The organism is Aureimonas sp. AU4, assembly GCF_001463765.1.
In the GTDB taxonomy this organism is placed as follows: Bacteria; Pseudomonadota; Alphaproteobacteria; order Rhizobiales; family Rhizobiaceae; genus Aureimonas.
The window spans coordinates 1-19,599 of record NZ_BBWK01000008.1 but is presented as its reverse complement, the minus strand read 5'-3'; the positions used below and the strand labels follow the sequence as shown (position 1 = coordinate 19,599).

Genomic DNA, 19,599 nt, shown 5'->3' with positions numbered 1-19,599 from the left:
CGGCGATCAGTCTCCCTCGTCCTCGTAGCCGACGAGGTGGAGCGGACGGGCGCGAACGCCCTTGAGCGAGCACCAGCGCACCAGCGCTTCCTCGCGCCCGTGCGTCACCCACACTTCCTGCGGCGAGATTTCGGCGATGGTCTCGATCAGCTCGTCCCAGTCGCAATGGTCCGAAAGGATGATCGGCAGCTCGACGCCGCGCTGGCGCGCGCGGCCCCGCACGCGCATCCAGCCGCTGGCAAAGCACGCCACCGGATCGGGAAAGCGCCGCGCCCACTTGTCGGCAAAGGCGGACGGCGGGCCGACCACGACGGCGCCCGCGAAGCTGGCCTTCGCCTCGCCTTCCGCATCCTTGCCGCGCGCGATCGTAGCGGGGCGGAGTTCGCCCAGGTCGATGCCCTCCTCCTCGTAGAAGTCGCAGAGCTTGCGCAGCGCGCCGTGGATGTAGATCGGCTCGTCGTAGCCCTGCTCGCGCAGCATCCGGATGACGCGCTGCGCCTTGCCCAGCGCATAGGCCCCGACGAGATGGGCGCGCTCGGGAAACTGGCGCGTCGAGCGGATCAGCTTGGCGATCTCGGTGCGCGGGTCGGGATGGCGAAAGACAGGAAGCGCGAAGGTCGCCTCGGTGATGAAGACGTCGCAGGGCACCGGCTCGAAGGGCTCGGCCGTCGGGTCGTGCGAGCGCTTGTAGTCGCCCGACGCCACGATGCGCATCCCGTTCCATTCCACGAGGATCTGCGCCGAGCCCAGCACATGGCCCGCCGGGTGGAAGGAAACCGCGACGCCGTTGACCTCGATCGGCTTTCCCCAGGGCGCCTCCTGCCGGGTCCGGCAGAAGTCCTCGCCGTAGCGCAGCGCCATGATGCGCAGCGTCCGGGGGGTTGCGAGCACGGCCTCGTTGCCGGGGCGGGCATGGTCCGCGTGGCCATGGGTCACGAGGGCCCTCTCCACGGGCTTGACCGGGTCGATGTAGAAGTCGCCGGGCGGGCAGTAGAGCCCCTTCGGGGTCGGGCGGAGAAGGTCTTCGAAGCGGGCCATGGTGCGGGAGATAGGGCCGCGCGAGCGGGCGGCATCGCGGCACCTTGCGCGAAGGGCACGTGACGCCGCATAGGAGGCCGCACCAACCGGAACCGTGACCCCCTTGGCAGACGACCCCCACCGTTCGGGCGACCCGATCGCCGACCTGCGCGCCGCCCATGCGCGCGACTACGCGCAAGGGGGCGAGTTCGAGGTGGCCGCCGATCTCATGCGTCAGGCGCTGGAGCGCGCTCCGGACTGGACCGCCGGACGCATGCAGCTCGCGGACTTCCTGCTCCAGGCCGAGCGCGACACCGAGGCGCGGACCATATTCCAGGGCATACTCGATGCCGACCCGGCCGATCCCTACGGCGCGGAGCTGAAGCTCGCCTCGCTCGGCGCCCTGCCCGTGCCCGCCGCGCCCTCGCCGCTCTTCGTCGCCGGCCTCTTCGACCAGTACGCGCCGCGCTTCGAGGAGGCGCTGGTGAACCGGTTGGGATACCGGGTGCCGGACCTTCTTCTGGGGGCGATCGATCGGCTCGCCGGCACCGACCGGCGCTTTGCCCGCACGCTGGATCTCGGCTGCGGGACGGGCCTGATGGGGGAGCGGCTGCGCGAGCGCACGGATTGGCTGGAGGGCGTCGACCTTTCGCCGGGCATGCTGGAGCGCGCGCGGCGGAAAGGCCTCTACGACGCGCTGCGCGAGGGCGACATCCTCGAGCCCTTCGCGGCCGAGCCCTTCGATCTCGTCACGGCGGCCGACGTCCTGACCTATCTCGGCGACCTCGAACCCGCTTTCCGCCGCATCGCCGAGACCGCCCGTCCCGGCGCGCCGGTCGCCTTCTCGTTCGAGGTCGAGGAAACGGCTGAGCCCTTCACGCTTCGCGCGAGCCTTCGCTACGCGCACCGGCCGGACCACGTCCGGTCGCTTCTGGTCGCATGCGGCTTCGAGACCGTCGCGATCGAGCGCGCTGTGATCCGCCGGGATGCCGGGGCCGACGTCGCGGGCGCGATCGTCACGGCGCGGAGGGCGGGGCGTTGAGCGCGCGCGACGAGGCCGGCACCATCACCGCCGAGGACGTCGAGCTCGCGACGACGCGGCGTGCGCACCGTTTCGGCAACTGGGCGGCCACCGCCACGCGCCATTCGCCCTGGGAAGACGCGCTCGGCATTCTGGCCGGCGTCGTCCTGACGGCGGTCGGCATCGCCATTCTCGGGCATCTCGGCTTCCTGACCGGCGGCATGGCGGGCCTCGCCTTCGTGGTCCACTACCTCACCGGCTGGAACTTCGGCCTCGTCTTCTTCTGCCTAAACCTGCCCTTCTACCTTCTGGCGATCGGGCGCATGGGCCGGGCCTTCACGGTGAAGACCGCGTTTGCGGTCGCGCTCCTGTCGCTCGCCACGGCCTTCAGCGGCGACGTCCTCGACTTCGCCCGCGTGCAACCGCTGGTCGGCGCGTGCCTCGGCGGCCTGATGATCGGTTTCGGGCTGCTCGCCCTCTTCCGCCATCGCTCCTCGGCGGGCGGCATCGGCATCCTCGCGGTCTACCTGCAGGACCGCTTCGGCTGGCGCGCGGGGCTGACGCAGATGGCGGTGGACCTCGTCGTCCTCGTGACGGCCTTCGCCGCCGTCCCACCGATCGCCGTCCTTTATTCGGTGATCGGGGCCGTGGTCCTCAACCTCTTCCTTGCGATCAACCACCGCACGGACCGCTATCTCGCCGCCTGATGCTTGGCGAGACGGGTGGGGAGCCTTACCTCCCCTTCCGTGACCGCGCCCCTTCCGCCTGACCTCAGCCCTGACCAGACCTTCGCCCTGCCGGAGGTGTTCCTACGCTGGTTCGCGAAGAAGGGCTGGAGCCCCCGCCCCCACCAACTCGACCTTCTCGCCCGCGCGGAAGCCGGCCGCTCGACGCTTCTCATCGCGCCCACCGGCGCCGGCAAGACGCTCGCAGGCTTCCTGCCCTCGCTGGTGGACCTGTCGCGCCGCCCGAAGCACCGGCCCGGCACGCGCCTGCCGGGCGTCCACACGCTCTACATCTCGCCGTTGAAGGCGCTCGCGACCGACATCCAGCGCAATCTCACCGCGCCCGTCGAGGAGATGGGCCTGCGCATCCGCATGGAGGCGCGCACCGGCGACACGTCGGCCTCGCGGCGCCAGCGCCAGAAGGCGAGCCCGCCCGACATACTCCTGACGACGCCCGAGCAGCTGGCGCTCCTCCTCAGCCACGCGGACGCGGCGGACTTCTTCAGCGACCTCACGACCGTGATCTTCGACGAGCTGCACTCGCTCGTCACCTCCAAGCGCGGGCATCTCCTCGCGCTCGGCCTTGCGCGCCTGCGCAAGCACGCGCCCGGCCTTCGCACGATCGGGCTCTCCGCCACCGTCACCGACCCGGCCGAACTCTGCGAGTGGCTGGTCGCGCAGGAGCCGGACCACCGGCACCAGGCGGACCTCGTGACGGTCGAGGGCGGCGCGAAGCCGGAGATCACGATCCTGAAGTCCAAGGAGCGCGTTCCCTGGCAGGGCCACATGGCGCGCTACGCCATGCCCGAGATCTACGAGGCGATCGGGGCGCACAAGACGACGCTTCTCTTCGTCAACACGCGCTCCCAGGCCGAGCTCCTCTTCCAGGAACTCTGGCGCATCAACGAGGAGACGCTGCCGATCGCGCTCCACCACGGCTCGCTCGATGTCAGCCAGCGTCGCCGCGTCGAGGCCGCCATGGCCGCCAACGAGCTGCGCGCCGTGGTGGCGACCTCGACGCTCGATCTCGGCATCGACTGGGGCGACGTCGATCTCGTGGTGCATGTCGGCGCGCCGAAGGGCGCCTCCCGCCTCGCGCAGAGGATCGGCCGCGCGAACCACCGGATGGACGAGCCCTCCAAGGCCATCCTCGTGCCGGCCAACCGCTTCGAGGTGATGGAGTGCCAGGCGGCGCTCGACGCCAACTACCTCGGCGCGCAGGATTCGCCGCCGATGCGCGAGGGCTGCCTCGACGTCCTCGCCCAGCACGTGCTGGGCATGGCCTGCGCCGATCCCTTCCGCGCGGACGACCTCTACGCCGAGGTGACGAGTGCGAGCGTCTACCGCGACATGGACCGCGCGACCTTCGACCAGGTCGTGGATTTCGTGGCGACCGGTGGCTACTCGCTGCGCGTCTACGAGCGCTACGCCAAGATCCGCCTGACCGAGGACGGAACCTGGCGCATCACCCATCCAAGCGTCGCCACCGGCTACCGGATGAACGCCGGTACGATCATCGAGTCGGAGACGCTCCTCGTGCGCCTGATCCGCGCCAAGACGCGCTCCGGCATGAGCCGCGGCGGGCCGGTGCTCGGCAAGATCGAGGAGAACTTCCTCGAGACCCTGGCCGCCGGCGACACGTTCCTCTTCTCCGGTCAGGTCCTGCGCTTCGAGGGCATCCACGAGATGGAATGCCTCGTTACCAAGGCGAAGGGCGACGAGGCGAAGGTGCCCTACTACGGCGGGCAGAAGTTTCCGCTGACGACGTTCCTCGCCGCGCGGGTGCGCGAGATGCTGGCCGACCCGAAGCAATGGGACGCCCTGCCGCCCCAAGTCCACGACTGGCTGGAGATCCAGGCTCGCAAGTCGAGCATTCCCGGACCGAACGACCTCCTGATCGAGACCTTTCCGAACGGCAACCGCTTCTTCATGGTCGCCTATCCGTTCGAGGGCCGCCTCGCCCACCAGACGCTGGGCATGCTGCTGACGCGCCGCCTGGAGCGCATGCGTGCCAAGCCGCTCGGCTTCGTCGCCACGGACTACGCCCTGTCGATCTGGGGCAAGGGCGACATGGGCGAGATGATCGGCGATGGCCGGCTCTCGCTCGACGAGCTCTTCGACGAGGACATGCTGGGCGACGACCTGGAAGCCTGGATGGCCGACTCCTGGCTCCTGAAGCGCACCTTCCGGCAATGCGCGGTGATCGCGGGGCTGGTGACGAAGAACCACCCGGGCCGGGAGAAGACGGGGCGCCAGATGACGGTTTCCTCGGACCTCGTCTACGACGTCCTGCGCCAGCACGAGCCCGATCACATCCTGCTTCGCGCGACCTGGGCGGACGCGGCGACCGGCCTCCTCGACGTCAAGCGCGTGTCGGACCTGCTGGCCCGCATCAAGCGGCACATCCTGCATCGCGACCTCGAGGAAATCTCGCCGCTCGCGGTTCCCATCATGCTGGAGGCGGGGCGCGAGCGCGTCGACGGCGAGGCGCGCGACGACGTGCTGCAGGAGGCGATGGAGCAGGATCTCATCATCCGCGCGCTGGGCGAGGCCAGCCGCTACCGCTCGAACTACGTGACCTGACGCATCAGGCCGGCGCGGCCTCCAGGCCGCGCTCCGCCAGAAGCGCCACGATCAGGTCGGATTGCGAGACGATGCCCACCAGCCGCCCGTCGGGCGCCACGACCGGCAGGTGGTTAAGTCCCGCGACAGCCATGACGCGCGCGGCATCGGCCAGGGTGCTTGTGGGCGCGATCGTACGCACTGGGCTCGTCATGATGTCGGCGATGCTGGCCGGATCTCGTCGGCCCCGGCGGAGCCCCCGCAAGACCCTGTCCCGCGCCCGCAGCGCGGGGCCCCGCGGTCCCCAGGGCGTCTTGTCGAGAAGGTCGGTCTGCGTCACGATGCCGACCACCGTCCGACCGTCGTCCACCACCGGCAGGGCCTTGACGTGGTGGCGCCGGATCAGGTCGAAGGCCTCGATGATCGAGGCGGCGGGATCGATCGACACGACATCGCGCGACATGATCGCGGAACAGGTCGCGCGTCCCGATTGCCGGCCGAAGGCCCGCATCTGCGCCTGCCGCAGGATCGCTTCGAGGTCGCCACGGTCGATATCGAGAAGCTCGTCGTAGTCCGCGAGAACCGCGTCGAGATCGGCCGACGTGATGCCGACCCGCGCCGAGGCCGGCGGATCGCGTGTCTCGTGCGCGGGGGGCGCGATCGGAGGCCGGTGCGGATAGGTGCGCCCCACCAGCCGGTTGAAGGCGAGCGCGACGAGAAGGAGGAGAAGCGAGTTCGCCGCGACCGGCCAGACGACGAAGCCGAAGCCGAGCTCCCGGATCGCCGGACCGCCGAGCACCGCCGTCAGCGCGATCGCGCCGCTCGGCGGATGGAGGCATTGCAGCGACATCATGATCGCGATCGAGACGCCGATCGCGAGCGCGGCCGCCGCGAGCGGATCGGGCACGAGGCGGGCGAAGGCCACGCCGACGATCGCGGCGATGAGGTTTCCGCCGAGGATCGAGCGCGGTTGGGCGAGCGGGCTGGCGGGCACCGCGAAAAGGAGGACCGCCGAGGCGCCCATCGGCGCGATCAGCGCGGGCAGCGACGGCGCTTGCCCGAGGGCGAGCGTGCAGACGAGGCCCGTCCCCGCTATGCCGATCGCCGCTCCCAGCGCCGAACGAAGGCGCTCCCTGCGGCTGACGGCGATGGGCACGGGACCCAGGATCAAACGGCGTATCGGCATGGCCCCTTATGAGGGGAGCCGGGGCGGACGCCAAGCCCGCCCCGGCGCCGCCTCAATGGCCCGACGTCAGTTCCAGAGCGTCGGGGCGGTCGCGGATGCTGAGCTTGTCCACGATCGTGCGCGAGGCCTCGTTGAGGCCGACGATCTCCGTCTCGACGCCGGCCTTTCGGAAGCGCAGAGCCACCTTGTCGAGCGCGCCGACGCCGGTGAGGTCCCAGATGTGGGCGCGGGTCACGTCGATCACGACGCGTGCCAGCGGCTCGCGCGTGTCGAAGCTGTCCACGAACTTGCCGGCCGAGGCGAAGAAGACCTGACCTTCCACCATGTAGGTGCGCGTCCCCCCCTCGCGGCGCGAGGACACGGCGAAGATCTGCGCGATCTTCGAGGCGAAGAACAGGCCCGACAGAAGCACGCCCGCGAACACGCCGAGCGCGAGGTTGTGCGTCCAGACGACGATGATCACCGTCGCCAGCATCACGACCGAGGAGCGGCGCGGATGGGTCACGAGGCTGCGGATCGAGCCCCAGTCGAAGGTGCCGATCGACACCATGATCATGACGGCCACCAGAGCCGGCATCGGGATCACGGCCACCCAGTCGCTTAAGCCTACGATCAGGAACAGGAGCATCGCGCCGGCAAAGAAGCAGGACAGGCGCCCGCGCCCGCCGGAGCGGATGTTGATGCCCGACTGGCCGATCATGGCGCAGCCCGCCATGCCGCCGAAGAAGCCGGTCACGAAGTTGGCGATGCCCTGCCCCACGCATTCGCGGTTCTTGTCGGACGGGGTGTCGGTCAGGTCGTCGACGACCTGCGCGGTCATCAGCGACTCCAGGAGTCCGACCATCGCGATGCCCACCGAATAGGGCGCGATGATGCGCAGCGTCTCGAAGGTCAGCGGCACGTCGGGCAGGAAGAAGCTCGGCAGGCTGGACGGCAGCTGGCCCATGTCGCCGACCGTGCGCACGTCGATGCCGAAGGCGAGCGCGACCGCCGTGATCGCGACGATGGCGACCAGCGGCGACGGCACGGCGGTGGTGACGCGCGGCAGGAGGTAGATGATGGCGAGCGCCCCGGCGAGCAGGACATAGGTCATCGCCGGCACGCCGATCAGCTCGGGCAGCTGCGCGAGGAAGATCAGGATCGCGAGCGCGTTGACGAAGCCCGTCATCACCGAGCGCGACACGAAGCGCATGAGATCGCCGAGCCGCAGGAAACCGGCCAGCATCTGAACGACGCCGGCCAGGATCGTCGCGGCGAAGAGATATTGCAGGCCGTGGTCGCGCACGAGCGTGACCATGAGCACGGCGGTCGCGGCGGTCGCGGCCGAGATCATGCCGGGACGACCGCCGAAGATCGAGATCAGGACGGCGATCGAGAACGAGGCGTAGAGGCCGACCTGCGGATCGACGCCCGCGATGATCGAGAAGGCGATCGCCTCGGGAATAAGGGCAAGCGCGACGACGAGGCCGGAAAGAAGGTCTCCCCGGACGTTGCCGAGCCAGTCGGCACGCGTGCCGAAGGGTGCGGCACGCCAGTTGGCGGATGTGAACATGAGCGGAAACACGAGATCTGGACGACGCGCCGCCGGGAGGCCGGGCGGTGGTTCGTTTGCGAAGCTGCGTCGTCTGGATTGGCCGGGGGATCGGCGCCCGGCATAGCCACCCGGCATGGAAGCCGGGTCCGTTGTGCACCGCGTTATCGCCGGATCCGGCCGTCAAGGCAAGCGGGCGCGACGTGTGGACGCCTTGCCAAACGGTATGCGAGACGATTCCAAGGGTTCACGAGAGGCGGGAACGAGTGGCATGAACAGTCTGGCGCGGCGGATCAGACAGGCGGAGTGCGAGGGCGTGGAGACGCTTCTGAACGGAGGACGTCTCGTCTGCGACCCGTCGGGCGTCGTCTTCGCGCCGGACGAAGACCTTCTCGTCGTATCCGACCTTCATCTCGAGAAAGGCGCGGCCTTCGCACGGCGCGGTGCCTTTCTGCCGCCCTACGACACGATGGCGACGCTCGGACTTCTGGAAGGCGCGCTGGAGCGCTACCGCCCGGCGCGCGTCGTGGCGCTCGGCGACAGCTTCCACGACCGCGCGGGCGCGATCCTCATGCCCGAGCCACTGCGCGAGCGGCTGCGCGCGCTGACGCAAGCGCGCGACTGGATCTGGATCGTCGGCAACCACGACCCCCTGCCGCCCGAGGGTCTCGGCGGACGGGCCGCTGACGAAGTCGAGATCGGCCCGTTCGTCCTGCGCCACGAGCCCACGGCGGGTCCGCGCGCCGGCGAGATCGCCGGGCACCTTCATCCGGTCGCCCGCGTCGCGGGGCGCGGCGGTTCGGTGCGGGGCGCGTGCTTCGCGACCGACGGCACCCGCATGGTGATGCCGAGCTTCGGGGTGACGACGGGCGGCCTCAACGTCCTCGACCGCGCCTTCGGCGGACTGTTCGACACGGACGCCGCCCGCGCGCTGGTGATCGGATCGGCGCGGATCTATCCGATCCCGTTCCGGATGCTAAGCCCGCGCTGACCGCGCTCAGAAGGCCAGTGGCTGGTTGGTCGCGACGCTGACGGCCACCATGCACAGGACGACGACGACGGTCAGCACGACGCGCAACTTGGCGAACCAGGGCGTCTCGATCCGGCCCTCGCGGATCGCCGTCACGTCCCACACGCCCTGCACGGTGAAGGCGACCGCGAAGCCCACGAAGCTCCAGGGCGCGGGCAGGAGCACGATCACCCAGGCCGCGATCGAGGGCAGCACCGAGAGCGCGAGCGTGGTGGGCGAGCGGCGCGCCGTCTCGTTCAATGCCGCGCCCCAGCGGATGCCGCCGAGAAAGGACAGGATCACCGCCGCGTAGGCGGAGACCGCGAACCAGAGCGTCGTCGGGTCCACCGTCTCGTTGTTGGTGACGATCAGAAACGTGCCGGCGACGAAGGGGATGAGACCGCCCAGCCCGAGGATCCAGGCGGCGCGCACCATCTGCTCGGAGCGCGGGCGGCGCGGCCGGTCGTCGAATTCCTTTTGCATCAGCTAATCCCGTTTGAAGGCGAGCCGGCCGAGCCAGCCGGTCAGAATGGCGACGAACACCGCGAGCAGTCCGTACAGGACGCCGTTCTCGGCGGCAAAGGCCGAGATGCGGCTCTCGATGCCGGTCTTGAGGACCCACACGTCCTCGTCGCGCTCCCGAAGATAGACGCCCTCGCGAAACAGGAAGGCCCGCGCGACGTGGCGGCCCACCGGCAGGTCGGCGGGAAGGACGAGGTTGGCGCGAAACAGCGTCGGGCTGACGAACTCGACCGTACCGATCTCGTCGGCGAAGAGGCCGCTCTGCGTCTTCAGCCGGCGCAGCGCGCCCGAGAAGTCCGCCCGCTCGTCGAGGAGCCCGGTCGGCGGGCGGAGCGGCGAGAAGGCGAGGTTCTCGATGCCGATGCCGAACTGGCGAAGCGTCGCGGCGGGCGCGATGTCGCGAAGGGGCCGCGTGGCGGCGGCGGAATAGGACTGGGGGACCGAACGGAAGCGCTCCGAGCGGCTGTTGATCCAGATGCCGAAAACGCGGCTCTTCTCGCGCACGACGAGGTCGCGGCGCGGCCCCTCCAGAATCACGGCGATGTCGTAGCGGCCCTGGCGCAGGAGGCGCTGGTCGGCATTGTCGAGCGCGCCGAAGACGACGAGCCGCGCGCCGCCGAAATTGGCGCCGACCGCGATCGTCTCGGTGGACAGGCCGATCTCGAAGGTTTCGGTCTGAAGCGTCGGCTCGGCGCCCGGCACCGGCGCGGCCTGCTGCGAGACCGCAGGACCCGCGAGAAGCGCGAGCGCGGCGGCGGCGAGCGCCGCGAGACGCCGCCTCACCCCTCGCTCCCGTTCGGCAGCGCGATCGAGAAGATGTCGCCCGGCACCACGGCGAGTTCCACGAGGAGGCGCGCGGCCACCATCAGGACCAGGACCGCGAGCAGCGCGCGCAGCTGTTCGCCCCGCAGCTTGCCGCCGGCCTGCGCCCCGAACTGCGCCCCGACCACGCCGCCCAGCATCAGGAGAAAGGCGAGCACGACGTCGACCGTCTCGTTGGTCGCGGCCTGCAGGATCGTGGTGATCGCGGCGGTCGCCATGATCTGGACGAGCGAGGTTCCGATCACGACGCTGGTCGGCACGCGCAGGAGGTAGATCATGGCGGGCACGAGAATGAAGCCGCCGCCCACGCCCATCACCGAGCCGAGCACGCCGATCCCGGCGCCGAGGCCGAGAACCGGCAGGGCCGAGACGTAGAGCTTGGAGCGCTTGAAGCGCATCTTGAGCGGCAGGCGATGGACCCAGTTGTGGTGGCCGCGCCGCACCTCGCCCGAGCCGCCGCCCTTGACGCGGAGCATGGCCTGCACGCTTTCGGCGAGCATCAGCCCGCCCACCGTGCCGAGCAGCAGGACGTAGAGGATCGAGACGGCGAGGTCGAGCTGACCGATGCGGCGCAGCAGCGTGTAGATCCACACGCCCAGCGCCGAGCCCGCCACGCCGCCCGCGATCAGGATCGCGGCGAGCTTCAGGTCCACCGTGCCGCGCTTGTAGTGGGCGAGCGCGCCCGAGAAAGAGGCGGCGATGACCTGGTTCGCGCCGGTCGCGACCGCGACCGCCGGTGGGATGTTGTAGAAGATCAGGAGCGGCGTGATCAGGAAGCCGCCGCCGACCCCGAACAGGCCCGACAGGAAGCCGACCGCCGCGCCCATGGCGACGATCACGAAGACATTGACCGAGATCTCGGCAATCGGAAGATAGAGCAGCACGTCGCGTCTCTCGGCGGTGTGCGATGCAAGAAGGGGCCCGGACCGACATGGCCCGAACCCCTTTTCCAAGTCAAACCATGAGGAGCGCCCCTCAGGCGTCCTTGCGCTCCAGAAGGGCGCGGATCAGCGGCTCGTCGATGCGGCCGGTGGCCTCGAGGCCGGACTTCGACTGGAACTGGCGGATCGCGGCCTCGGTCCGCGCGCCCACCACGCCGTCCGGCGTGCCCGCGTCGTAGCCGAGCTTGCCGAGAATGGCCTGGACGTTGCGGATGGCGCGGCTCATGTCGACCGAGGCCGTGCGACCGTCGCCCCCGTTCCAGTCGGCCGGCACGCGCACGGTGTTGGCCTCCTCGGAGCGCGGCAGCGGCTTCCAGGCGGCGACCTCAGCATCGACCTCCGCCTTCTGTTCGGGCGACAGGCTCTTGGCGACCTCGAGCTTCTTGTCCTGCGCGTCCTTGTCGCCGGCCGCGCCGACGATCGAGAACCAGCGGTAGGACTGCGCGAGGTTCTGGTCGACGCCCGAGCCCCGGGCGTAGAGGATGCCGAGATTGTACTGGCTGTCGCGCATGCCGTAGCTCGCGGCCTTCTCGAACCACTGGGCGGCGGCGCCCGCGTCCGAGCGGCCGTCGATGCCGGTGGCATAGAGAACGGCGAGGTTGTGCATGGCGCGCACGTTGCCCTGGTCGGCGGCGAGACGATACCACTGGCTGGCCGCCACGGTGTCGCGCGCCGCCCCGTTGCCCTTCTCGAAGAGCGTGCCGAGGCTGTACTGGGCCGGGGCGAACCCGCGCGCGGCGGACTGGCCGAACCAGTTGATCGCGGCGGCCGGATCGGCCGGGCCGTTGCGTCCCTCCATCAGCCGCAGGCCGACCTCGAAGAGGGCCATGGGCTCGCCGGCCTGGACGGCCTCGACGAGCTTCGGCGCATCGACGCCGGCGGGGATGGCGGGCAGAGCGCCGCGAGCGGTTTCGGGCAGGCGCTGGCTGGCGAGCGTGAGGAGGTCTGCGTCCTCAACCGCCGGGGCGGCCGAAGCCTCCGCAGCGGCGACCGGCGCGACCGTCCCGGCGACCGGCGTGGTCTCCTCGGCGGGCGGCGCGGCGGCCTCGGCCGCGACCTCGGGCTGTGTCTCGACAGGTGCGGGCGCCTCGGGGGAGACCTCGTGCGGCGGCTCGGCGGCCGTCGCCAGCGTCTCGGCCGGACCGTTGGACGCCGTCATCTCCGCCGTCTCGACAGGCGCCGTCGCCGGGGCATCGACGGGAGCCTCCTGCGTCAGGTCGGCGACCACGGGCGAACCGGTCTCGAGGTAGCGCTGGCCGAGCGGGATCGCCATCAGGGCCAGGAGCACGGCCCCCACCGCCATCAGGATGGGCTTGCGGCTGCGGCGCGAGGCGGCCTTGCCGTCGCTAGGCTCCTGGCGGTCGCTCTCACGCAGCGCCTCGGCCTCGGCGGCGGCGGCCATGGCGGCCTTGCGGGCGGCGGCGATGAAGTCGGCCTTGGCGGCCGGCTCGGGGCTGGCGGGCTCGAGGCCGCGCTGCTGCAGGCGCACCCGCTCCAGAAGGGCCGCGATGTCGGGCGTGCCGGAGCCGGGCTCGAGCGGCCGGTTGGCCTCGCGCATCACCATGTCGGTGGTGTCGAGCGCGGGCGCCTCGAGCTCGGCGGGCGGCGGAAGCGCCTCCTCGACCGGGGGCACGGCGGGCGCGCTCACGGCGGCGACCTCGGGCTCGCGGCGCGCCTCGGCCTCGACCGGACGGGACACGGGCGCCGCGCGGCGCGACAGGTGGCGGTTGATCGCCGCGCGCAGGCCCTTGGGCTCGGCGGCCTCGGCCGCTGGTGTTCCCACCGCCACGCGGGCGGCAGCCCATTCGATGCGGCGCGCGTCGTCGGCTTCGGCCTTGGCCGCCTCGCGCAGCACCGGCGGCGCGCCGTCGGCCCGCATCTCGGCCTCGATCGAGGTGAGGCGCTCGGCGATCTTGGTGAGGGTCGAGTGAACCGCGTCGAAGACGCCGAAGGTGCGCTCGTCGCTGTCGCGGCTCAGCGCCTCGAGGTTGCGCAGATCCTGCGCGAGTTCCTCGACATAGGCGGTCTCGCGGCGGAGCCCCTCCTCCTGCATGCGGCGCAGGGCTTCCTCGGCCGCCGCGCGCGCGGCGATCAGCACCGCCTCGCGGCTCTCGCCGAGCTGCTGCTCGACCGCGTCGAGCCGGCGCGACACCTCGCCTTCCGAGCCCGACAGAAGCGGGGAATCGCCCAGGAGCTCGGCGAGGCGCTGGATCTGGACCTCGAGCGCGCGCACCGCGTCGGTGTCGACGCCCTGCCCGGCCGCCGTCTCCTCGAGCCGGGCGGCCATGGTGGCGAGGCGCTCCTCCCACACGGCGGTATCGATCGTGGGCGCGGCGGTACGGAACAGCGTCTCGACACGCTCGCTCAGCCGGTCGATGCGGCGCACGATCTCCTCGTCGCCCGTGGGACGGGCGCCGATGCCCTCGATGCGCTCGGTGAGGACCGCGATCTGGGTCGAGAGGATGTCGGCATGTCCCGCCTCGACGAAGCTGTCGACACGGGCGCTGAGTTCGGCGACGCGCGCCTCGATGCGCTCCACGGGCGCCATGTCGATCTCGACGCGGCGCTCGGCCGTGGTCGCGACCAGAAGCGCGGCGGAAATGTCGTCGAGACGCTCTTCCACGATCGCGAAGCGGTCGAGGTCGGGGTCGCGGACCTCCCGCGTCAGGGCCTCCACACCCTCGGCGAGCGCCTGGATGCGGGCTTCCATGCGGTCGACCTGAAGAAGCTCGGGCAGGCTCGCGAGCGTCAGCTCGATCTCGCCCATGCGGTCCGACAGGCGCTCGACGCTGGCCTCCAGCGCCTCGCGGGTGCGCTCGGACGCCGCCTCGATGCGCGCGGCGATCGCCTCGTCGCCGGTCTGCGAGACAACGGCGTCGAGCTTGTCGCGCAGGGTGCCGAGCTCGTCGCGCAGGAAGCGCGTCAGCGTCTCCTCGGTCTGGGCGCGGGCGGTCTCGAGATAGCGCGACTCGAACTCGTCCCAGCGCTGCTGGACGGCGAGGATCTGCTCCTCGGTGGCGAGCGAGCGGAGCGAGCCGCGCAGGCGCTCCAGCTCGACCCGCAGGTCGCGCTTGGCCTGGTTGTCGAGCTCGATCCGGTCGCCGATGCGCGACTCGAACTCGTCCCACCGGCGCTGCACCGCTTCCAGAGACTCCTCGCGCGCCATCTGGCCTACGAGCCCGGAAATCTGGTCGACCTCGGCGCGCAGGGCGTCGAGCGATCCCTGGTCGGCGGTGCCGGCGGTCAGCTCGGTCAGCGCCTCCATGATCTCGAAGATCTCGGCCCCGATGCGGTCCGTGCCCTCGCGGGCTCCGATCATGCGCTTCAGTTCGACGAAGGAGGCGCGCAGTTCCTCGAAGCGGCTGTCCATCACGCCCGGCTGCGAGCCGACCTCGGCGCGCAGCTGCACGACCTCGCCGGCGAGATCGCGCACGAGGTTGAGGGTCTCGTTCTGGAGACGCATCTCCTCGGCGGCCTGCGCGGCCGCCTTGGCGCGGCGGGCGGGCTCGGCCGGACGGGCGGCGGGCTCCTGCAGGGCGATGGCCAGGCGCTGGCGCTCCATGGCCAGCGGCGAGGCTTCGGCGGCGAGCGTGTTGCGCGAGCGGCGGGCCTGCGTCATCGCGCGGAGCCGGTCACTGGGGGATGGGACCGGCGTGTCGAGCGCGAACTCGGCCTGGGTCGGCAGCGCGCCGTCGAGTTCCCCGGCAAGGGCGGGAGCCGGCTCCGGGGCGGCCACGGGCTCGGCGCCCCGGCGCGGCGCGCTCGACAGGCGCGTCAGGCGCGCCTCCAGGTCCTCCAGCGTCTTGCTGAGCGAGGCGAAGGAGTTCTCCGAACCGCGACCGGCGTCCCCTGTTCGCTTCTGAACCTGCGCATCCTGTCGCGACATTGCCCGCCCCTGACGTCGTGTGTTGTCCGGCTCTCGAGCTGTCCGTCTCGCCGCCGTCCCCAGGTCGACGCTTCAACGTCGCTGGATTTCGGTAACGGAATAGAAAGACAAGCGGGATTGAAGCTGGATTCACGGCCGCTGCGGCCTTTCGTCCGGCCTTGAGAAATCGACGCAAATTGTTTCTCATCAAAGCGGAAGCACTCGGGAGGGTGTTTCTGCGAATCCCCCTTATGGCGCACTGAAGCGCCGACGCGTGGCATGACATGACAGAACGCACTGACCTCGAACGCGCAGACGAGGAGGGATTCCGCGTCGGGATCGAGGAACTGCTCGGCCTTTCGGTCCGCAGCGACGGAGACGGCGAGCGCACGGTCTTCAAGATCGGCGACCTGGCGCGGGAGTTCGGCGTCACGCTTCGCACCCTGCGCTTCTACGAGGACCGGGGTCTTCTCTCGCCCGAGCGGCGCGGCACGACGCGCCTGTATTCGCGGCGCGACCGGATGCGCCTGCGCCTCGTCCTGATCTGCAAGATCCTCGGATTCTCGCTGACGGAGGCCAAGCAGATCATCGAGATCTACTATCAGCCGAACGGCGAGCGGAAGCAGATCGAATTCGCCCTGTCACGCATGGAAGAGCAGCGAAAGATCCTGGAGGAGCAGGAGCGAGAAATTCAGGAGTCGCTCCATGCGATGGAGGTGACGATGAGCTTCGTTCGCGGCCGCGAAAAGCGCGGCTCGGCCTGACGGGGCCGGTGCCGGCGCGCGGGCGGGGCGAGGCTCCCGCCCGACAATCGTGAAGAATTCATGAACAATACAGTTCGACTGCCCTGCAAGAAGCGAAGACAACCTATGCGCCAAGGCGGGTAGCTGATCCTGCTGCAGTGCATCATATTAGCCTCGGGAGATCCAGAAATCCCGAAAGGCTCGAAGAATCCCATGCTGTCCGCCCGCACCGAACGTTTCGGCTACGTCTCCTCTCACCTGCGCGCCCCGGTGCGCCGCCCCGTGACCGGTGACCGGTCTCGTCCGTCGGCGCGCTCGCTGCACGGGACGGGCCGGTTGATGATGCTCGACATCGAGTCGGCCAATCTCGCCAGCACGCTCGCCAGCTCGCGCTTCGAGGCCGCAGCGCCCCAGCGCTTCTGAAGGCGCCATACCGAGAAGCCGGAACGCCCGCGCCGCGCGCGGGCGCCGTCAGCGCGACAGGTGCAGCGTCACCCAGTCGCCTCGCCACAGCGTCGAGCGGTGGTAGATCCCCTGCCCGCGATAGGCGGCCAGGACGCCGCGGCGCTGACGCGCCAGAATGCCCGACAGGATCAGATCGCCGCCGGTGGCCAGCACCGCCGCCATCTTCGGCGCCATCTGCATGAGCGGACCCGCCAGGATATTGGCAAGGATCAGGTCGAAGGGCGCGCCCTCCCGGATCGCCTCACCCTCGAGTCCCGTCGCGACGCTGGTGCGCACGAGCGTGTGAACCCCGTTCAGCCGCGCGTTAGCGGCCGCGACCCGAACCGCGACCGGATCGATGTCGGTCGCCGTCACCGCGATGCGGGAAAGCTTCGCCACGCCGATCGCCAGAACCGCGCTGCCCGTGCCGAGATCCAGGACCCGCCGGGGACGGCGGCGCGCGATGAGGCGCCCCGCCATCTCAAGACAGCCCGCCGTCGTCTCGTGGTGGCCCGTGCCGAAGGCCTGTCCGGCCTCGATCTCGATGGCGAGGTCGTGGGGCCGGACCTTGTGCCGGTCATGTGCGCCGTGGACGAGGAAGCGGCCGGCCCGGACGGGTTTCAGGTCCGCGAGCACGCTCGCCATCCAGTCGATATCCGGCAGGTCCTCGCGCTCGGGCTCCAGCGGCGCGAAGGCCGCGCGCACGGCATCCGTGTCGACCGTCTCGCCATCCTCGAAGTACACCGAGACCTCGTGCCGGTCGGCGGCCTCGTCGAGCTCCACCATGGAGACCGGTGCGCCCTCCTCGCCGAACAGCGCGTCGAGGCGGTCGAAGACGGGCGAGACGCTCGCACGCGCGCCCTCGGCATGGAAACGGACCTGCGTCATGTGCGCTCCGCGAGGCGCTCGAGCTTGGCGCGGGCGGCCTTCGGGTCCTCGCCATAGGCGATCGTGCCGAAGAAGCGGCCCTCGCGGTCGAGAAGGATCACCGAGGCCGTGTGGTCCATCGTGTAGTCGTCGCCCTGCGGAACCTTGGCGGCATGGATGCCGAAGCCCTTCACCATCTCGGAGACCTTGGCGGGATCGCCCGTGACGGCAGTGATGTCGGGCGAGAGCGCGCCGACATAGGTGCGCAGGATGTCGGGCGTGTCGCGCTCGGGATCGACCGACACGAACACGACGCCGAGGTCCTTGCCCTCCGCCTTGAGCGCCTTCTGGTAGCCCGCCATCTCGTAGAGCGTCGTCGGGCACACGTCGGGGCAGTGCGTGAACCCGAAGAAGAGCGCCGTCGGTCGCCCGCGCAGGACGGCCTCGCTCACGGGCTTGTTGTTCTGGTCGACGAGCTGGAACGGCGTACCATAGACCGCCGCGTCCGCGACGTTCGCGGTTTCCATGCGACCGAAGGCCCAGACGAGGACGAGAAGCGCCAGCACCGCGGCCACCAGCAGCCAGAGTCCGATCCGAAGGATCGGCAGGCGACGGCGCGGCGGCCGGGCGGGCGGAGGCGTTGCGGTCATGGCGTCGATGTCCTTCTGCGTGTCGCGCCCCTCTTAGCGGGCGGCGGTACGGCCCGCTAGCGGGCGCGCCGTCGCTCGCCGAACAGGAAATAGGCGAGCGCCGCGAGCGGGAACAGCGTTCCGAGGAGCGCCACCGCATGCCAGCCGAACGCCTCGATCAGCGGGCTCGTCAGCGCCGAGCCGAGCGCGCCGCCGAGAAAGAAGGTCGACATGAAGACCGCGTTCAGGCGGTTGCGGATCGTCCCGTCGAGCAGGAAGATCTCGCGCTGGCCGATCACGAGGTTGGCCTGGACGCCGAGGTCGAGGAGGACGCCCGCGACCACCAGCGCGGCGAGCGAGTGCGAGGCCGTGAGAGCCAGAGCCATGGCGGCGGCGGCCAGAAGCAGCGCGCCGACGGTTCCCGCCCGCGCGTGCCCGCGATCCGCCAGACGTCCGGCGACGGGCGCGGCGAGGACGCCGAGCGCTCCGCTCAGCGCGAACAGCGCGATCGCCTGCGGCGACAGATGGAACGGCTCGCCGAGCAGAAGGAGGGGCGCGCCGGTCCAGAACAAGGCGAAGCTCGCGAACAGCGCCGCGTGGATGATCGCGCGACGACGCAGCACGGGCTGCGTGCGCAGGAGGCCGCCGAGCGAGGCGATCAACGCGCCGTAACTTTGCGCATGGGCGGGTCGCCGTTCGGGAAAGGCGCGGCGGCCGATCAGCGCGAGAACCAGAAGCAGCGCGGCCGAAATCCAGAAGATCGCCCGCCAGCCAAACGTGCCGGCCACGAAGCTGGACAGCGGCCGCGCGAGGAGAATGCCGCCGAGAAGGCCGGTCATGATGTTGCCGACGATCCGCCCGCGCTCGTGCGGTGCGGCGAAATGGGCCGCCAGCGGCACGATCATCTGAGCCCCCACCGAGGTGAGGCCGACCAGCAGCATGGCGAGGAAGAGCCAGCCGGCCGCCGGCGCGAGCGCGAGGCCGACGAGTCCGAGAATGCAGGCCGCAAGGCTCGAAAGGATCAGGCGCCGGTTCTCGACGACGTCGCCGAGCGGCACCAGAAGAACGAGACCGAGGGCGTAGCCGATCTGCGCGGCGGTGACGATCAGACTCTCGAGCGCCGGGCTCATGCCGAGATCCCGGCCGATCAGCGCGACGACCGGCTGGGCGTAATAGAGGTTGGCCGCCAGAAGGCCGCTCGTGACGGCCATGACGAGCGCCGCCGCGCGCGACAGGCGGGCGGTAACGGGTTCCGACACGATCGGGGACATGGCGCTGGTCCTTCCTCGCGCGCGGTATAGGACGCCCGATTGTGCAGCGCAAACCGGCGCTCGCCGCCTCGGTTCCGCGCCGGATGGCGCAATCGTGAACTCGGCGTGCGGGGACGAAGCCTCCTCGCTCATTCAAAAAGGCGGTGCGGCCCACCTATATCAACCCGTGTATCGCCTTCGAGGACCCTTGAGTTCATGACCCGTCGCCCCTTCGCTCGCTTTGCCGTGGGCCTGACAGCCCTGACGCTGATCTTCTCCAGCATGGCCGTCGACTACGCCGAGGCCCGTCGCGGCGGCTCGTTCGGCAGCCGAGGCACGCGCACGTACCAGTCGGCACCGGCCACCAGCACCGCGCCGGCCGCCGCCCCCGTGCAGCGCTCCATGACGACGCCCGGCCAGGCCGCGGCCCCGGCGGCGGGCGCCGCCGCCGGCATGGCGGGCGCG

16 protein-coding genes, 1 pseudogene and 1 other annotated feature are annotated in these 19,599 nt (G+C 70.5%); of the genes and pseudogenes, 7 read left to right on the top strand and 10 right to left on the bottom strand.

The window, feature by feature from the left end; all coding sequences use genetic code 11:
• Positions 1 to 6 precede the first annotated feature (6 nt).
• Positions 7 to 1,038, bottom strand: coding sequence for a ligase-associated DNA damage response exonuclease (locus AUL35_RS03810; RefSeq protein ID WP_062012181.1), 1,032 nt, complete (start codon positions 1,036 to 1,038; stop codon positions 7 to 9).
• Positions 1,039 to 1,141: 103 nt separating this feature from the next.
• Here AUL35_RS03810 and AUL35_RS03805 point away from each other — a divergent pair, with 103 nt between their 5' ends.
• Genes AUL35_RS03805 through AUL35_RS03795 form a run of 3 tightly spaced genes read left to right on the top strand, consistent with a single transcriptional unit; the run spans position 1,142 to position 5,346 of the window.
• Positions 1,142 to 2,059 (top strand): methyltransferase domain-containing protein, encoded by a 918-nt coding sequence (locus tag AUL35_RS03805; protein WP_082666085.1) that lies wholly within the window; start codon positions 1,142 to 1,144, stop codon positions 2,057 to 2,059.
• 23 nt (positions 2,060 to 2,082) lie between these two features.
• Positions 2,083 to 2,745 carry a YitT family protein gene (locus AUL35_RS03800; RefSeq protein WP_062012296.1) on the top strand — a complete coding sequence of 221 codons (663 nt, stop codon included), beginning with the start codon at positions 2,083 to 2,085 and terminating at the stop codon, positions 2,743 to 2,745.
• Between the two features lie 39 nt (positions 2,746 to 2,784).
• Positions 2,785 to 5,346 (top strand): ligase-associated DNA damage response DEXH box helicase, encoded by a 2,562-nt coding sequence (locus AUL35_RS03795; RefSeq protein WP_062012177.1) that lies wholly within the window; start codon positions 2,785 to 2,787, stop codon positions 5,344 to 5,346.
• A 4-nt stretch (positions 5,347 to 5,350) separates the two neighbouring features.
• Here AUL35_RS03795 and AUL35_RS03790 read toward each other — a convergent pair whose 3' ends face one another.
• The gene (locus AUL35_RS03790) at positions 5,351 to 6,511 is read right to left on the bottom strand and encodes an HPP family protein (RefSeq protein ID WP_062012175.1); all 1,161 of its coding nucleotides are present in this window, start codon (positions 6,509 to 6,511) and stop codon (positions 5,351 to 5,353) included.
• Positions 6,512 to 6,563: 52 nt separating this feature from the next.
• Positions 6,564 to 8,063 carry a SulP family inorganic anion transporter gene (locus tag AUL35_RS03785; protein WP_062012294.1) on the bottom strand — a complete coding sequence of 500 codons (1,500 nt, stop codon included), beginning with the start codon at positions 8,061 to 8,063 and terminating at the stop codon, positions 6,564 to 6,566.
• A gap of 76 nt (positions 8,064 to 8,139) precedes the next feature.
• Positions 8,140 to 8,196, bottom strand: a sequence feature (sul1 is cis-regulatory element that is thought to sense ions involved in sulfur or methionine metabolism; They are found in Alphaproteobacteria).
• Between the two features lie 117 nt (positions 8,197 to 8,313).
• On the opposite strand from AUL35_RS03785, the gene pdeM reads away from it, so the two are divergent.
• Positions 8,314 to 9,033, top strand: a complete 720-nt coding sequence (gene pdeM, locus AUL35_RS03780) for a ligase-associated DNA damage response endonuclease PdeM (protein ID WP_062012172.1) — start codon at positions 8,314 to 8,316, stop codon at positions 9,031 to 9,033.
• Between the two features lie 6 nt (positions 9,034 to 9,039).
• Here pdeM and AUL35_RS03775 read toward each other — a convergent pair whose 3' ends face one another.
• From AUL35_RS03775 to AUL35_RS03760, 4 genes are all read right to left on the bottom strand, one after another.
• Positions 9,040 to 9,534 (bottom strand): DUF3429 domain-containing protein, encoded by a 495-nt coding sequence (locus AUL35_RS03775; protein WP_062012170.1) that lies wholly within the window; start codon positions 9,532 to 9,534, stop codon positions 9,040 to 9,042.
• 3 nt (positions 9,535 to 9,537) lie between these two features.
• Positions 9,538 to 10,356: a TIGR02186 family protein gene (locus AUL35_RS22745; protein WP_062012168.1), complete on the bottom strand. Its 819-nt coding sequence runs from the start codon at positions 10,354 to 10,356 to the stop codon at positions 9,538 to 9,540.
• A complete protein-coding gene (locus AUL35_RS22740; RefSeq protein ID WP_062012166.1) occupies positions 10,353 to 11,279 on the bottom strand; it encodes a sulfite exporter TauE/SafE family protein in 927 nt (308 codons plus the stop codon). The genes AUL35_RS22745 and AUL35_RS22740 overlap by 4 nt, the downstream gene beginning before the upstream one ends.
• Before the next feature lie 91 nt (positions 11,280 to 11,370).
• Complete coding sequence (locus tag AUL35_RS03760; protein ID WP_062012164.1) at positions 11,371 to 15,222, bottom strand: peptidoglycan-binding protein; 3,852 nt, start codon at positions 15,220 to 15,222, stop codon at positions 11,371 to 11,373.
• Positions 15,223 to 15,485: 263 nt separating this feature from the next.
• Here AUL35_RS03760 and AUL35_RS03755 point away from each other — a divergent pair, with 263 nt between their 5' ends.
• The gene (locus tag AUL35_RS03755; protein ID WP_082666083.1) at positions 15,486 to 15,965 is read left to right on the top strand and encodes a MerR family DNA-binding transcriptional regulator; all 480 of its coding nucleotides are present in this window, start codon (positions 15,486 to 15,488) and stop codon (positions 15,963 to 15,965) included.
• 192 nt (positions 15,966 to 16,157) lie between these two features.
• Entirely contained in the window at positions 16,158 to 16,367 is a 210-nt protein-coding gene (locus tag AUL35_RS03750; RefSeq protein WP_062012162.1) for a hypothetical protein, read from the top strand.
• 48 nt (positions 16,368 to 16,415) lie between these two features.
• Here the strand turns inward: AUL35_RS03750 and AUL35_RS03745 are convergent, their stop codons facing one another.
• Genes AUL35_RS03745 through AUL35_RS03735 form a run of 3 tightly spaced genes read right to left on the bottom strand, consistent with a single transcriptional unit; the run spans position 16,416 to position 19,155 of the window.
• Complete coding sequence (locus tag AUL35_RS03745; RefSeq protein ID WP_062012160.1) at positions 16,416 to 17,276, bottom strand: 50S ribosomal protein L11 methyltransferase; 861 nt, start codon at positions 17,274 to 17,276, stop codon at positions 16,416 to 16,418.
• The gene (locus tag AUL35_RS03740) at positions 17,273 to 17,905 is read right to left on the bottom strand and encodes an SCO family protein (RefSeq protein ID WP_062012158.1); all 633 of its coding nucleotides are present in this window, start codon (positions 17,903 to 17,905) and stop codon (positions 17,273 to 17,275) included. The genes AUL35_RS03745 and AUL35_RS03740 overlap by 4 nt, the downstream gene beginning before the upstream one ends.
• Before the next feature lie 56 nt (positions 17,906 to 17,961).
• Positions 17,962 to 19,155, bottom strand: coding sequence for an MFS transporter (locus AUL35_RS03735; RefSeq protein WP_062012156.1), 1,194 nt, complete (start codon positions 19,153 to 19,155; stop codon positions 17,962 to 17,964).
• A 195-nt stretch (positions 19,156 to 19,350) separates the two neighbouring features.
• Here AUL35_RS03735 and AUL35_RS03730 point away from each other — a divergent pair.
• Positions 19,351 to 19,599 (top strand): annotated as a pseudogene (locus AUL35_RS03730) (hypothetical protein); the annotation flags it as partial.